Consider the following 14,774-nt stretch of genomic DNA (forward strand, 5'->3'; position numbering starts at 1 on the left):
GGGGTGATCATAGGAATGATAGAAATTGATACATTAATTTCCAAGTTGAAAGCACTATACAATGTCAAAGAAACCATTCGGTTCAATCTTCCCGTATACGAAGAATTTCACAATGATCTCCAGCATTTTATATATGAGAATCATTTTGAAATGACACCAGAATGGCAAAAAATCTCCGAAAATCTTGTATACAAATCTTCTCAGTATATGACGCGATCCGAAGCAGATGAAATTTTGATTCAACTTGATTCTCTGAAACGAAGAATTCTGTCAAGGCAAAACGAAGGGTTTTGGTCCTACCTTCATCCCCTGATTTATAAGGTTTCAGGAGACAAATTCAACCAAGGGTTTTATGCAGATGCGGTTGAGTCTGCAATGAAGGAAGTCAATTCCCGAATAAAACGAATTTATAGGCGTTATCGAGGGGAAGAAAAGGATGGGCAGGATTTGATGCGAAAAACATTTTCTCCGTCAAATCCATTTCTTATTTTTGAAGGCTTGGACACTGAGAGTGGGAAAAATGTGCAGGAAGGATATATGCAGATTTTTGCTGGTGCGATTCAAGGGATACGAAATCCTAAAGCCCATGAAAATACATATATTTCACGGGAAGATGCAATAAAACGACTCATCCTTGCGAGTTTGCTGATGGAAAAAGTTGATGAAGCAATTCGTTACACGCGGTTGTCAGAGGATTGAAATTTCTGAAGATTCAATATGCATTTACAGATAAAATGATGGCTATTTCCCCTGACATGTGCTATTGTGTCGTGCTATAAGGAGGCGAGACACATGAATGAAACTTTGCGATTGCTGTATGACAGATTCTACACCCCTCTGCCTATGGTGGAATCAGAACAGGAAGTGGAAAACTGCCACCGGCAGCTCATTGAGCGATTGGACAAGCCGGAGCGGAAGTTGGTGCTGCGGATCATCGACGCCCAGAATCTGATGATAGAACAACGCTCCGTGGATAGCTTCATCTGCGGTTTTCGTCTGGCGTGGGAAATGGCAAACGAACTGAATCATTATGAAGCGAACAGGCATCCATTGTCAGCTGAAGAAGCTGAGACGGATGCCTGTTCTATGCTATAGAATGAAATTTCCGGGTATAGGTGAGGCATTATGGAATAGATCAATGACCGTATCCTCAAACTGCTTCTCATGAAATACCAACCGCCACTCTACCTGTTCCACAGGCTCAAAATGCAGCGAAGAACAGACTGCGTGAAGTTTTCCATGTTTATCCGGCCCGTAAAGGATTGCTGTAGGACCGTCCGCACCGCCGATAATCCCCATGACCACAGTGCACGAGGTAGCTACAGGCTGATCGGGGGAGGAAGGAGCCTGCCTGGGCCGGTCGCCATCGTCACAGTCCACAATGGTCAAAACACCGTCTGGTAGTTCCGGGGTGACAGTATAGCTCATGGCCACATAGTGGCTGGGGTGCTCCAGCCCAGTGTCCGGCATACGGCTCCAGTCCATAGCCTGGGCTTCATATTCCTGCACGGTCAGGATATGCTCCGTGCCGCCATGGGAAAAGACAGCGGTATCCCCCGGACATCTTACCTGAAAATGTGGGCCAGGGATAGAGACTGGGTCCTGGATGATTGTCAGGGAAAGGCTGCGAATCTCCGGCTTGCGCTTGGTCGCCCAGGGATAGGCGGAGCGCCAGAGCATCCACCCGAAATTTGGGTCCAGGCCATAGTGTTCCACAGCCAGTCTGGCCTCGTCTCCCACGGAATACTCCGGGGGCAGACAGGGGTTGTAGGCGGTTCCACAGCCATTGTCTGGGTTTAGATCTTTCCCGTTCAGGTGCAGGATGGCGTGAAAATCCAGATTCATCGGGCTGTCCAAATCGATCTGCATTCGTTGTTCCTGGGTGAATTCTCGGAGAGATTCGGTTTCTGGGTACAGATCCCACTTTTCCATGAACGCTCGGATATAAGAAGGCGCTACCTGCATACAGAAATCTACGACCAGCCCTTTGCCGCACAGGTAGATGGAAGGAATGAGCCAATGACGGCCCGCCCAGTCAAATTCCTTATGGATGGCCACCTCTTTTCCGGCTCTTCCGCGGCCGGAATGACCCCAGAAGTTTCCGTCATAGAATACCTTCCACTGCGGAGGTTGCTGAGGTGCATCCGGATTCAGATCCAGGTCATAGAATTCCTCTGTATATTTGATTTTGCTATAATCAAATGTGTTCTGTAGTTCATGGAGATACTGCCACGGCTCCTCTAAGGGAGAGAGGCCGGTCTGACGGGAAATCTGTGCGAGCACAGTTTTCTGCTCCTCTGTGGGCGGATTATCCGCCAGAAACGCCTGAAACTGTTCGAAATTCCATTGCCACGACTGTTCCAGTGCCGCACTATCGCCACAGGCAAGCAGCAGACGCAGGAAATCAGGAAAATTTCGCGCCAGAGGGTGGACATAGTCGGGCGCAATATTCATGGGGCTGACGGCAAACACCATCTCGCCAAAGCCGCGAATAAAGCAAAAGTGAATCCCATCCGCTCCAGCCCAGCCAATGACTTTGGCCCCCTTGGGGGTGCAAAAATAGGTCTCGTCCCCGGTACTCCGTTCCAGCCCCAGAGGAGCCAAATCGATGCCATACTTTAAGAATTTCAGATAGGTAAGTTTCATTGGAATCTCCTCCCGGTAAGTAGGGTTTCGTCAAATGCCGTCCAGTTCGCTGCCGTAATGCTCCGACCAAAAGCCGTTGTCCAACGCAATGGTAAAGAACGGCGTCATTTTGTTATAGATCTCGGTATCGGTGGGCTTGGGTAAGCCCAATAAAAAAGAAGTAAATTCCGGCGTTACCGTACCTTCAATGATTTTTCCGTATTGCCAGGTGCTTTCTTTGAATGTTCCAAACGGAAGTGCCATGGTGATCTCCTCTGTTTCCTCCGTCCAACAGTGGATTTCAAAAGTGGAGGCAGTTTTCAGCTTTTCCGCCATGATCTCCTTCCAGCACTGATTGGTGGGCTCATTATAATCAAAAGCAACATACTCCATAGAGAAATCTCCTCGTAAAATGAAGCAAAAAGTACCGGCATGCAGGAAGAAACGAGTGATGTACTCTGGTGTACAGACCGGTTGCGTTACGGCCCATTTGTCTCCCACGCTTCATGTAGGACACAATACACATCTGATAATACCGCAGTTTTGCACAAAAAGCCATGAACCAGCTTCTGTTCATCCATCCATGTGGCCTGAGGTGAACTGTACGCTTTTACCTCGCAGGCCTCCCGGCGTGCAGCTTGAATCGCTTTCTGGATGGAGAGCCACTGACCGTAAGTGCCGCCGTTCAACTGTTTTCTAAGTTTCCGGATGGCGCTCTTATACGCCTTCTCCGCCCCGCTGGGGCCGTTGTAGTTCAGCCGAATGGCCAGTTCCTGAAAGGTCATGCCCTGCTCATTGGGCTGGCCGATCCCCAGATAACAGCGCACCAAGTTCAACTCTCTGGGCTTGAGCACCTCCTCCATACGCTGGAGAAGCAGCGTCCGGCGCATGAAACGGTCATAGGCCCTGGCGGGATCACCGCCGAAACTAATATCGAAGACACGATCACCCAGTGGCTCGATCTGAAACACGGTGCGATATTCTTCCAGCAGACGCTTGGCCACTTTGACGGAGACTTCCAGCTTCTCTTGAATGGCGGTCAGAAGATCTGCTTCGGTGTCCTGCTCGTGTGTGGCATAGAGGAACGCTACCTGGCGCAGTTGGTAGTAACGGTCCAGCGGGAGCGACAGAGAAAAAGAACTTTGGGCGGCGCAGTCCTTCATGGCTGATTCAATGGCAGGCGTGGCGTAGGTCAGCAGCCTGGTTCCCATGGATGGCTCAAACCGCTGTGCCGCGTCCAGCAGTGCCAGCGCACCCTCCTGCTTGAGATCGTCCACCAGAAAATCCTGAGAAAATTGTTCGCAGTAGCTTGCGGCCAGCATGGTCAGGTATCCCTCGTTCTGGGAAAGCAGAAGCGAAGCGGCCCCTGGATTGCCTGCCTGTATACGCCGGGCAAGCTCCTCGTTGCTGGGACAGGGCGCGTCACAGAGATACATGCTCATGGCTTGTCCTCCTGGGCAAGCCGCTGCCTGGCCTGGGCGTAGAGTGTCTCCTGTTCCATATCGTGGGCATAGTCTCCAGCGGCATAGTCGTTGTCCATAAGCGCCCGGTCCCGATAGGCCTCCGCGAGATACAGTGCTTCCCGCCGCAGCTCGTCGGAAATTTTTCCTCTCTGGTGATGCTTGCGGATGGTGTTGGTGCGGGTACTGAACAGACGGTAGACAGGGTGTTGCTTGTTCTGCTCCTTCTGGTGCATCATGGCTCCGTACTGGCGGCAGGTCAGGCGGCTGTCCTGGGGAGCTATGCCGCTGCAGTATTTAGGCTTGTGCCCGCTGCGGGTAAGAAAATACCTCTCACAGTTCTGACACACGCAGGGGGCGTGGCCATGATGCAGCCCGTTCATCAGGTCGAAGCAGTAGAACGACATGATCCTGTGAAAGCGGACGCGCTGGACAAACACCATCTTTTCTTCCTGGGTAGGGTTCCTGGCAAAGATGTACGTGGACTCCATGACTGGGGACACCGTAAATTTTTCAATATCCGGCAAGGGGAGGGCGTCCATCACATGCCAGAAGTCGTCGCTGGTGAAACAGTCGTGGGCGGCAATGGCAAAGAAGGTCTCGTTCCGCTCCTTGAGCCGGTAGAGATATCCCCGCTCAAAGTAGTCCGCCGCTACAACAAAATGATAGATCCCCAGGGGGATCGCAAAGGCGGCGGCCAGGTAGTGCAAGAAAAAATCCCGATACGGGGCCTCGGTCGACATCAGGGCATCCACCATGTTCTCGCGGCAATATTGATCCAGCACCTCCAGTTCTCCAGACTTGTCCAGAAAGCAGAAGGGCGGGTATGTCCACAGCACATCCAGCAGGGCGGACACATCTGAGCGCACCTGTGGGAGCAGACGGGCAAAGGTGTCCCGATCTGCGTTCAGGAGTGCTTCCGCCTCTTTGCTGATGGCACCGCCGTAATGGATCAGGGCCTGAAGGGTTGCCTGATCCTGATTCATGATATTGGCCGCGAAATATCCGGCGGGATAGGCTTGCTCGTTCAGAAAAACTAAATCCTGCCACACGTCCAGTGTGAGGTACAGCAGGTTGTTGTTCTGCTTGATCCCCAGCGGCATGTGTCCTCCTCCTGTCCTATATCTGTTTTAGCCCTGTCTTGTGATATTCTCATTTTATCAAAACTCCCAGAATAATCAAGTGAAAGGAAAAATACCTTTCCCGGAAGCGCTCACTGATGTGGGCGCTTTTCATATTCAGAACAAGGAGGAATTGACTATGAGAAAAAACAACGCACCGCTCCGCACAGTGGATGGAGCAACCTTGATGAGCCAACCACTTCACTCGCCCAATTTTGTGGTGGACACCCTGCTTGCGCAGGGCCTGCACATCCTGGCAGGCTCCCCGAAAGTGGGCAAGTCCTGGCTCGCTCTGTGGCTGGCCGTGACAGTGGCCAAGGGAGAACCGGTGTGGAACATGACCACCAGGCAGGGTACCACCCTCTATCTCTGTCTGGAGGACTCCGTCCTCCGCATCCAGAACCGGCTGTTTGAGATCACGGAGGACGCACCAAGCAGCGTCCACTTCTGTACCGAGTGCGCCCTCATCGGTCAGGGACTGGAGGAACAGATAGAAACATTCCTCACCGCCCACCCGGACACCGTGCTGGTCATCATCGATACCCTGCAGATGGTCCGCCCAGTCCACGATGCCACCTACGCCAACGACTACCGGGATCTGTCTGTGCTCAAGCGGTTGGCGGACAAGCACGGCATCGCCATCCTGCTCATCCACCATCTGCGGAAAGAAAAGGCGGAAGATGTGTTCCACCGGATCTCCGGGACCACTGCCATCAGCGGTGCAGTGGATTCCAGCTTCACCCTGGTGGAAGAAAAGCGGGGCAGCGGCAGAGCCAGACTGACCTGTGTGGGCCGGGACATCGAATACCGGGAGCTGGAGCTTCGACGCAGCGAGGAAAATGTGTGGGAGTTGGTTTCGGACAGCAGAGAAGAACCCGTGCTGCGTGAGGATCGGATCGTCGTTCTCATCTCCGCATTTATGAGCACCAGAACAGTATTTATCGGCACTCCCACGGAGCTCTCCGAAAAGATCGACCCTGATAAGGCCGAAGGGGTAACGCCCAAAAAGATTTCAAGGCTGATCCTGCAAAGCGTTGAGGCCCTAAGGAAGAACGGAATTGCTGCAGTGATCCGCCGAAGCAACGGCAAGCGTGTAATCGAGCTGAATCGTGCCGATAGTGTCGATTTGGAGGGTGCCGGAGAAATCGTCCCTATCGACCCTACTGCTGTTGACCAACCGTCTGGAGAGGGCGCGGCGGGGGCTGTGGAGACGGATTCCTCCCTTTGGGGAGGGCAAGCATCGCGCCCGGCTATACGCCGCGCACAGTTTCGGGGCGCTGCCCCGTACCCGGCCCCTGAGGGGGAGGAAGAGCAATGCAGAGAGTAAAAAAGAGCGAGATCATCACCCTGCGGGTGACGCCCCGTGTGAAAGAAGCTATCCGGGAACGAGCCAGGGCTGCTGGCCTGACAGTCACCGATTACCTGTGCTACAGCGGACTGGGAAAAGAGATCGTGCGGGTGGAAGGGTTAGAACAAGTGCTGTCTGAACTGAAAGCCCAGGGGCGAAATCTGAATCAGCTCACAACCCTGGCCAACATGGGGAGGGTAACAGTTCTGAAGGGTGACGCGCTGGCAGAAAACTACGGAAAAATTTATGAACAGCTCCGGGAGCTGCTGCGGGAGGTGACTTGAGATGGCAACCTTCACCGCAATCAAAAATCGTGGCGGTGGCAGAGGTGCTCTGGGCGGTGTTCTGCGCTATGTCCAGCAGGAGGAGAAAGCCACATGGGAAGATCGTCGGCTGGTCTCCGGCTGGAACTGCACCGCCCAAAGTGTCTGCTCCGAAATGCAGCTCACCAAGGAGCGGTTCCATAAGACAGATGGCAGACAGTACTATCATTTCGTGCAGTCCTTTGACAAGCAGGATGACCTGTCCCCACAGGAAGTTCACGCTATGGGGCTGGAACTGGCCCAGCGTGAGTTTTCAAACTTTGAGGTGTTGGTGGCCACCCATGTGGACACAGAGCATCTCCACAATCACCTGGTGGTGAACAGTGTGAGCTTTCAGGATGGTAAAAAGCTTCACCAGAGTGCCGCTGACCTGCAAACCCACCGGATTGCCAATGATGAAATATGTGCTGCACATGGCTTGGAGATTCTTCCGCCGCCACAGAAACAGGTCAAGCAAAAGCGGATGAGCACCAGGGAGTACCGCTCTGCCGTGAAAGGTGAAAGCTGGAAATTCCGCCTCATGAACACCATCGACCAGTGCATGCGGTACGCTGCCAGCAAGGAGGAATTTATCTCCCTGATGGAGAGTGAGGGGTATCAGGTGCGCTGGACGGACAGCCGGAAGAACATCACCTACACCACGCCCACGGGAATGAAGTGCCGGGACGACCGGCTCCACGAGGAAAAGTACACAAAGGAGGTCATGGAACATGAGTTCAGAATCCGGGCAGCGTTTGCCCATGGAGGAATTGAAGCGGAGGAACGCTCCGCAGAGTATGATACCGCAGAACTGTCCCAGCAAGGAGGAGTGGCAGGAGCTGCTCCATCGGCTGGACGAGCTGGAGCGGCACACAGCGGCACACACAGCCCTTCTGCGGGAGGCTTCCAGCCGGAGGGAACTGTACCCCACTCAGGAGCAGACGGAGGCGCTGGCGCGGGATGTGGCAGAGATACAGGCATTGCTGCGACAGGCTGGGAAGAGGAAAGAGATTTCTATTTCTCCGCCCAGTCTGGGAACGGCAATGTCGGTCATGGTATGGCTGGCTCTGATTTTGCTGGGAACTATGGTGGGTACGGTGGTCTTGCAGGTGATCTGGTCCGGCTTGGCCGCTCTCTGGAGCGTGATCAAGCTGCTGATTCCATAAGGGATGCCACCACCATGCACCAGCACACGGACCGAAAAACGCTCCGTCGGGAACGGCAAATAAAAATCGCCCTCGGTCATAAGGCGGACGATCACGAAGAAGAACCAACTTGGCAGCAGACCATGTGACGGTCTGCTATTTTTATTGTCCGGATCATGTCCGGAGGAAAGGAGTTCTATGAGAACAGAATACGAGGAATACCGGGATACTGGAATGCTGGGCGGGTACGATCCCGGCGGAGCAATACTGCGGGAAACGGAAAGCGGAGAGGTACTGACCAGTTTTCGTGACACCTGCTACCAGCACCAGGGCGATCACAACATCAATCAAAGGGAGATGCTCATTGGAGGGAAGGTCTTTCATGTGACCTCCGTGTTCCCGATTGAGGCCACAGCGACACCCACAGACAGACTGCTCTCGCTCATTGACGCAGACCTAAAGAAGGAAGCCCACAGCGCGTAAGGTTTCCGTGGACTTGTGCAGGCCGGTGGGGTATACTGTCCGTACCCCATACCGGCTTGCCCCAGTAAAAGGAGGTTACAGATATATGGCAAGCCAAAAATATAATATCTTATACGGAAGACTCAGTCAGGAGGATGAGCGGCAGAGGGATGACCGGCAGAAAGAGTCCAATTCCATCCACAATCAGAAACTCTTCCTGGAGCAGTACGCAGCGGATCATGGATTTGAAAACACACTGTTCCTGGCGGACGATGGCTACTCCGGTACAAACTTTGACCGTCCGGCCTGGAAGAAGATCATAGAAATGGTGGAACGGGACGAGGTGGAGACCATCATCGTCAAGGATCTCAGCCGCCTGGGACGAGAATACCTTCAGGTGGGACAGTACACGGAGATCTACTTTCCGGAAAAGGGTGTCCGCTTTATCGCGGTCAATGATGGCGTGGATTCCCTGGTGGAGAGCAGCAACGACTTTAATCCTATCCGTAACTGGGCCAACGAACTCCACGCCAAGGACACCAGTAAGAAAGTACGCGCCATCAAGAAGATGCAAGCGGAGCGCGGAGAGCGGCTGGGCGGCAAACCGCCTTACGGCTACAAGAAAAAGGACAAGGACTCCAAGGAGATTATCCCCGATGAAGAAACCGCCCCCATTGTGCGTCAGATCTTTGACCTGTGTGCAGCGGGGAAAGGGCCAAACCAGATCGCCAGAATCCTGACCCGAGAGCAGGTGCTGAATCCGACCAACCAGTACTACCAGACTACCGGAGCCGCCTGCACCAATCTGGATACCACACGTCCCTACACCTGGTCTGGCAAGACAGTGGCTAAGATCTTGGAAAACAAGGTTTACATCGGGCATACGCTCAACATGAAGAAAACAACGCTCTCCTACAAAAACAAAAAGCAGATCCAGAAACCGGAGAGCGAGCAGATCCTCGTGGAGAACACCCATGAGCCGCTTATCTCCATGGAGGTCTGGGAGATCGTGCAGGATGTGCGAGCGCACAAGCGGCGGCCACCCAAGCACATGGAGGAACCCAATCTGTTCTCCGGATTGGTCTACTGTGCCGACTGCAAAAAATACATGGTGCTCTGTCGGACGGAAAAGATGCGGGAGGATCAGTACTATTTCCGGTGTTCAACTTACAGCAAGCGCGGGAAAAGCGCCTGCTCACCCCATCAGATCCGGGAGGCGGATCTGAAAGCCATCGTGCTGGATGACCTGCGCAGAGTCACACACTTCGCACGGATGAAAGAGCGGCAGTTCGCCCAGTATATCAACCAGAGGAACACTGCAGAACTGCGCCGAGAGATCAACCGTCTGCAGAAGGAACTGGATTCTATGCGTCGGAGATACGATGAGTTGTCCGCGCTGTTCAAGCGTCTCTACGAAGACAATGTTCTGGGACGGGTGACCAATGAACAGTTCCGCATGCTCTCCGCAGACTACAACGCCGAGCAAAAAAATCTGTCTGTCGCCATTCCAGCCAAGGAGGAACAGTTGGAGAAACTGAAAGCCTCAGCCGCCAATGTGGACGCCTTCATTGAGAAGGCCAAACGGTACACTACCATCGACGAACTGACGCCGGAGCTGCTGCGGCTCTTCATCCAGCGGATTGAGGTGGGAGAACGGAGCCAAAAGTATTCCCGCTCCGCAGGACAAAGTATCAGGATCGTGTACAGGGACATCGGCAGAGTGGACAGCCCTATGCAGGAAGGTGAGCACATACCGCATATCACAAAGCAGATTACAGATATTGAAGAAATCAAGCGATTGCTGGCATAAAACACAACAGGCGGACAGCTTCCGCTGTCCGCCTGTGTGCCTGACAATTCACAAGGTTCAGAAAATGTACCTATGGGAACTATCACACGGGGCGGTCGTTTTCGCGTGTCGAGAAGTCTCGACACGCTTCTCAAAAATGCCAGCATTTTTTCGAGGGGATGCAGCCCGCTGCGTCGCACGCGCGCAGCGCGCACGCTTGCGGGCTGAATGGTACAAACAGCTTGGAGCGGTGGTGCTGGCCGGTTCCATGGTAATTGGCAGCGGCGTCAGCGCCAATGCGTGCTGCGGCCTCTATGTGGGCAGCCAGCAGTCGGAAAACGGCTCAACCTATGTGGGCCGCTCGGAGGACATCGGCAAGCTGTACGACAAGGTATTTGAGGTGCGCCCGGCGGCCGATCACGCCCAGACGGCAATCTGATCGCGGAGGCCTACGGCGAGGCGGGCATGAACGAGAAGGGCGTGTCCGTCAGCGCCACGGTGTCCACCTCCAACAACGACAACGTGAAGGCCGCCGATCCCCTGGTGGACACCGGCATCTGTGAGATCTCCCTCACCTCTGTGATCCTGATGTCCGCCGAGTCCGCCCGGGACGGCGTGGAGAAGCTGGCCGACCTCACCGAGAACAAGATGCCCACCTACTCCATGGACATGGCTTACACCTTTGACGACGTGGATGCCTCCGCCTGGTATGCCGACGCTGTGAGCTACGTGGCGGAAAAGGGCATCATGAACGGCGCCGGCAACGGCACCTTCCTCCCCAGCAATACCCTCACCCGTTCTCAGCTGGCCACCATCCTCATGCGTTTCCTGGAGAACGTAGCCTGAGCCTATGACAAGAGGCCGACCCATCAGGGTCGGCCTCTTTTGTTATTTCTTCGCGGTGTCGAAGGCGGGGTTGGTGAAGTAGACGTTCTTCTGGTCCATCTTCTCCTTGGCCAGGCGCACCGCCTCACCGAAGCGCTGGAAGTGGACGACCTCCCGCTCCCGCAGGAAGCGGATGACGTCGCTGACGTCGGGATCGTCGCTGAGGCGCAGGATGTTGTCGTAGGTGACCCGGGCCTTCTGCTCGGCGGCCATATCCTCGGTGAGGTCGGCGATCACATCCCCCTTGACGCCGATGCCGGCGGCGTTCCAGGGTGCGCCGGAGGCGGCGGTGGGATAGATGCCGGTGGTGTGGTCCACAAAATAGGGTGCGAAGCCCCCCTCCCTCAGCTGCTCCTGGGTGAGACCCCGGGTAAGCTGATGAACGATGGCCCCGATCATTTCCAGGTGGCCCAGCTCTTCGGTACCGATGTCGGTGAGCAGGCCCTTGAGCTCGGGATAGGGCATGGCGTACCGCTGGGACAGGTAGCGCAGCGAGGCGCCCAGCTCGCCGTCCGGTCCGCCGTACTGGCTGATGACCCAGGCGGCCAGCTTGGGGTTGGGGGTCTTGATGCGTACGGGGTATTGCAGCTTCTTCTCGTATTGGAACATTACTTGGCCCCTCCTTCCGCGGTGTAGTGCCAGGGCCAGTCGCCCTCCAGCCAGGCACTCCAGCTCTCGGCGTTGGCGGCGGCGCTCTGGGTCAGGGGGCCGTGGGCGGCCTCGTAACGCTTGCGGGCCTCGGCCTCCATTGCGGTGTACTGCTGGAAGAGCTTGAAGGCCTCGCTGTCATCCTGATGGGTGTCCAGGTAGAGGCCCAGCTCCTGCAGCACGAACTCCAGGGCCTGGAGCTCTGCCAGCTGGGTGCCCAGCATCTTCACCGCCTCCGCCTTGATGTGGAAGGGCAGGTTCAGGCCGGGAAACAGGGTGCCGTTGGCAAGGGCGTCCTGCTGGGAGTAGCGCTTGGGATTCTTCTGCTGAAACGGCACATAGGGAACGGCCAGGGGCGCGCATGCAGGGAGCGTGCCGCAGCTGTCGTCACAGGCGCCGGAATCTTTGACGTTTGGATCCAGTTCGGGATACAAGGGGTGTCCCTCCTCCTATAGAATGGGACGGGACGGGAGCCCCGTCCACACCATCCTATGCACCGGCCCGGGCCGGGGACACCGAGAGGACAGAAAAAGGCCGCCCCAACAGGGGCGGCCTTTCGGTTGCAGATTAGTGCTGCTCGCCGCGCATGCGGGCGAAGCAGTCGCTGCAGTAAACAGGACGATCGGACTTGGGCTCGAAGGGCACCTTGGCCTCGCCGCCGCAGGCAGCGCAGGTAGCGGTGAAGTACTCGCGGGGGCCGCGGGAGGCAGCCTTGCGGGCGTCACGGCAAGCCTTGCAGCGCTGGGGCTCGTTCTGGAAGCCGCGCTCAGCGTAGAACTCCTGCTCACCGGCGGTGAACACGAACTCCTGGCCACATTCCTTACATACCAGAGTCTTGTCTTCGTACATGATGTTACCCTCTCTTTGCTTCTTTGCCCAGGTCCGGATGATCCATGTGCTGGGTCAGTGTAATATTGCGATCAGCCTTTGCTGATGTCGCCGGAAGAAGATTGCTGCGCCAGCTTGCGCCGGATACGCTGCACCGCGTTGTCCACCGATTTGGGGGACTTGTTTACCTCGGCTGCAATTTCGGAGTAGGACAGACCGTTCAGATACAACCGAAGTACGCTTGCCTCGAAGCCGGACAGCTGGCCCATCAGCGCCTCCAGACGTTCCCGGAAGGATTCCCGGCTGAGGAGGATCTCCTCCGGGTCGGTTTCCGGACCGTCAGACGCGCCGAACGCCAATGGATCGCCGTTCCCACTAAAAAGAGGGTTCCCGAACGAGACGGAGTTGTTCAGCGGTATGTGCTTATCTCTTGCTGCTGCTTTGATAACGGAGAACAGACGGTTTTTGATGCAGACCTCCGCGTAGGTGCGGAAGGAGGCAGCCTTCTCCGGATCGTACTCCCGGATGGCTGCCAGCAGCCCCACCATTCCCTCCTGGATCAGATCCTCGCTGTCCCCGCCGGCCAGAAAATAGGGCCGGGCGCAGATGCGCACCAGGCGGTTGTAGCGCACCACCAGGGCCTCCTCGGCCTGGCGGTCACCGGAGGCGGCCAGCGCGCACAGCTGTTCGTCGTCCGGCTCCAGCGGTTGGAAATGGTCAGCTTTCATGCCGTTTCTCCTTGCACATTATAAGCGTAGATACCTGAATTTGTCAAGCGATTCCGAAAAAATACTTCGGGATTCTCAGCGATTTTTTATGACATTTGCCAAGAGGGATGCAACTTTCTCTGCATTCTCCTGGCTCTGGGCCTCCACCATGACCCGCACCAGGGCCTCGGTGCCCGAGGGGCGCACCAGTACCCGGCCGGTGCCTGCCAGCAGCTTCTCCTGCTCGGCCACGGCGGCCATGATGTCGGCGTCGTTCATAATGGCCTCTTTGGCGGCGTTGTCGGCCACCGGCACGTTGATGAGGGTCTGGGGGTAGCGCTTGCACCCCTCCACCAGCTGGGAGGCCTTCTTGCCGGAGCGGTGGAGCAGGGCCAGGAACTGCAGGGCGGTAAGCTGGCCGTCACCAGTGGTGGCGTATTTGCGGAAGATGGTGTGGCCGGACTGCTCGCCGCCCAGGACCCAGCCCTCCGCCTCCATCTTCTCCAGCACGTTGCGGTCGCCCACGGCGGTGCAGAAGAGCTCCATGTTATGCTCCCGGCAGAAGACGTGCAGGCCCAGGTTGCTCATGACGGTGCCCACGATGGCGCCGCCGGGCAGCTGGCCCTTGGACAGCAGGTCCAGGCCGCAGGCGGCGATGACCTGATCGCCGTCGATCTCCTCGCCGGTCTCGTCCACCATGAGGCAGCGGTCGGCGTCGCCGTCAAAGGCGATGCCCAGGTCGTACTTCCCTGCCGTGACCATGGCCTTCAGGCCCTCCAGGTGGGTGGAGCCGCAGCCGTTGTTGATGTTCACGCCGTCGGGGTCGGCGTTGATGATGTCGGTGTGCAGGTCGGAGAAGGAATCGAAGAGCCGGCCGGCGGTGGCGGAGGAGGCGCCGTTGGCGCAGTCCACCAGGATCTTCAGCCCGGACAGGTCAGAGTCGATGGTGGATACCAGGTGGTCGATGTAGTCCTGGCTCTCCTTCTGGTCGGCGTACACCACCCGGCCGATGTCGCCGCCGGTCTTGCGGGGTACTTCCACCTTGTTGAGGATGATGTCCTCGATCTTGCCCTCCAGCTCGTCGGACAGCTTGAAGCCCTGACCGTTGAAGATCTTGATGCCGTTGTGCTCAAAGGGGTTGTGGGAGGCGGAGATGACGATGCCGGCATCGCAGCCGCTGTCCACCGTCACCCAGGCCACGCCGGGGGTGGGGATCACGCCCAGGTGGAGCACGTCGGCTCCGGCGGAGCACAGCCCGGCGATGAGGGCACCCTCCAGCAGGTCGGAGGAGATGCGGGTGTCCTTGCCGATGGCGAAGCGGGGACGGCCCTCCCCCTTCGCCTGGGCCAGCACATAGGCCGCCGCCACGCCCACGTCGTAAGCCAGTTCCGCGTCCAGACCGGCGTTGACCACGCCCCTGATGCCGTCGGTTCCAAACAGTTTACCCATATATG

The 14,774-nt window shown here is 56.3% G+C and carries 18 protein-coding genes; 9 read left to right on the forward strand and 9 right to left on the reverse strand.

Going from position 1 to position 14,774, the window contains the following annotated elements; genetic code table 11:
- The first annotated feature begins 15 nt into the window (after positions 1–15).
- Complete coding sequence (locus B5G34_RS03035) at positions 16–699, forward strand: TIGR02391 family protein (protein WP_087334094.1); 684 nt, start codon at positions 16–18, stop codon at positions 697–699.
- A 93-nt stretch (positions 700–792) separates the two neighbouring features.
- Positions 793–1,095, forward strand: a complete 303-nt coding sequence (locus tag B5G34_RS03040; protein WP_087334096.1) for a DUF6809 family protein — start codon at positions 793–795, stop codon at positions 1,093–1,095.
- Here the strand turns inward: B5G34_RS03040 and B5G34_RS03045 are convergent.
- The 4 genes from B5G34_RS03045 to B5G34_RS03060 all read right to left on the reverse strand — a co-directional run bounded on the left by B5G34_RS03045 (position 1,090) and on the right by B5G34_RS03060 (position 5,188).
- Complete coding sequence (locus tag B5G34_RS03045; RefSeq protein ID WP_087334098.1) at positions 1,090–2,646, reverse strand: hypothetical protein; 1,557 nt, start codon at positions 2,644–2,646, stop codon at positions 1,090–1,092. The two genes, B5G34_RS03040 and B5G34_RS03045, sit on opposite strands and share 6 nt — an antisense overlap.
- A 30-nt stretch (positions 2,647–2,676) precedes the next feature.
- The gene (locus tag B5G34_RS03050; protein ID WP_087334100.1) at positions 2,677–3,018 is read right to left on the reverse strand and encodes a hypothetical protein; all 342 of its coding nucleotides are present in this window, start codon (positions 3,016–3,018) and stop codon (positions 2,677–2,679) included.
- Between the two features lie 86 nt (positions 3,019–3,104).
- On the reverse strand, positions 3,105–4,067 hold the full coding sequence (locus tag B5G34_RS03055; RefSeq protein ID WP_087334102.1) for a sigma-70 family RNA polymerase sigma factor: 963 nt from the start codon (positions 4,065–4,067) through the stop codon (positions 3,105–3,107).
- Positions 4,064–5,188 (reverse strand): DUF6076 domain-containing protein, encoded by a 1,125-nt coding sequence (locus B5G34_RS03060; RefSeq protein ID WP_087334104.1) that lies wholly within the window; start codon positions 5,186–5,188, stop codon positions 4,064–4,066. The genes B5G34_RS03055 and B5G34_RS03060 overlap by 4 nt, the downstream gene beginning before the upstream one ends.
- 157 nt (positions 5,189–5,345) lie before the next feature.
- On the opposite strand from B5G34_RS03060, the gene B5G34_RS03065 reads away from it, so the two are divergent.
- From B5G34_RS03065 to B5G34_RS03095, 7 genes are all read left to right on the forward strand, one after another.
- A complete protein-coding gene (locus tag B5G34_RS03065) occupies positions 5,346–6,533 on the forward strand; it encodes an AAA family ATPase (protein ID WP_087334106.1) in 1,188 nt (395 codons plus the stop codon).
- The gene (locus B5G34_RS03070; protein ID WP_087334108.1) at positions 6,521–6,838 is read left to right on the forward strand and encodes a hypothetical protein; all 318 of its coding nucleotides are present in this window, start codon (positions 6,521–6,523) and stop codon (positions 6,836–6,838) included. Before B5G34_RS03065 ends, B5G34_RS03070 begins: the two co-directional genes overlap by 13 nt.
- Before the next feature lies 1 nt (position 6,839).
- The gene (locus B5G34_RS03075; protein ID WP_087334109.1) at positions 6,840–8,150 is read left to right on the forward strand and encodes a relaxase/mobilization nuclease domain-containing protein; all 1,311 of its coding nucleotides are present in this window, start codon (positions 6,840–6,842) and stop codon (positions 8,148–8,150) included.
- Between the two features lie 49 nt (positions 8,151–8,199).
- Positions 8,200–8,484, forward strand: a complete 285-nt coding sequence (locus B5G34_RS03080) for a hypothetical protein (protein ID WP_087334111.1) — start codon at positions 8,200–8,202, stop codon at positions 8,482–8,484.
- An 85-nt stretch (positions 8,485–8,569) separates the two neighbouring features.
- A complete protein-coding gene (locus tag B5G34_RS03085) occupies positions 8,570–10,273 on the forward strand; it encodes a recombinase family protein (protein ID WP_087334113.1) in 1,704 nt (567 codons plus the stop codon).
- 196 nt (positions 10,274–10,469) lie between these two features.
- Positions 10,470–10,691, forward strand: a complete 222-nt coding sequence (locus B5G34_RS03090) for a hypothetical protein (protein WP_140397182.1) — start codon at positions 10,470–10,472, stop codon at positions 10,689–10,691.
- Between the two features lie 26 nt (positions 10,692–10,717).
- Positions 10,718–11,098, forward strand: a complete 381-nt coding sequence (locus B5G34_RS03095) for an S-layer homology domain-containing protein (RefSeq protein WP_087334116.1) — start codon at positions 10,718–10,720, stop codon at positions 11,096–11,098.
- Between the two features lie 42 nt (positions 11,099–11,140).
- On the opposite strand, the gene B5G34_RS03100 is transcribed toward B5G34_RS03095, so the two are convergent.
- The 5 genes from B5G34_RS03100 to glmM form a co-directional block, all read right to left on the reverse strand.
- Complete coding sequence (locus B5G34_RS03100; RefSeq protein ID WP_087334118.1) at positions 11,141–11,746, reverse strand: manganese catalase family protein; 606 nt, start codon at positions 11,744–11,746, stop codon at positions 11,141–11,143.
- Positions 11,746–12,219, reverse strand: a complete 474-nt coding sequence (locus tag B5G34_RS03105) for a spore coat protein CotJB (protein ID WP_087334120.1) — start codon at positions 12,217–12,219, stop codon at positions 11,746–11,748. The genes B5G34_RS03100 and B5G34_RS03105 overlap by 1 nt, the downstream gene beginning before the upstream one ends.
- 133 nt (positions 12,220–12,352) lie before the next feature.
- Positions 12,353–12,634 (reverse strand): zinc-ribbon domain containing protein, encoded by a 282-nt coding sequence (locus B5G34_RS03110; protein ID WP_087334122.1) that lies wholly within the window; start codon positions 12,632–12,634, stop codon positions 12,353–12,355.
- A gap of 71 nt (positions 12,635–12,705) precedes the next feature.
- Positions 12,706–13,341, reverse strand: coding sequence for a sigma-70 family RNA polymerase sigma factor (locus tag B5G34_RS03115; protein WP_087334124.1), 636 nt, complete (start codon positions 13,339–13,341; stop codon positions 12,706–12,708).
- Between the two features lie 75 nt (positions 13,342–13,416).
- Positions 13,417–14,769 carry a phosphoglucosamine mutase gene (glmM, locus tag B5G34_RS03120; protein WP_087334126.1) on the reverse strand — a complete coding sequence of 451 codons (1,353 nt, stop codon included), beginning with the start codon at positions 14,767–14,769 and terminating at the stop codon, positions 13,417–13,419.
- Positions 14,770–14,774 lie beyond the last annotated feature (5 nt).

The sequence above is a fragment of the Flavonifractor sp. An82 genome (assembly GCF_002159265.1).
Taxonomy (GTDB): domain Bacteria; phylum Bacillota; class Clostridia; order Oscillospirales; family Oscillospiraceae; genus Flavonifractor.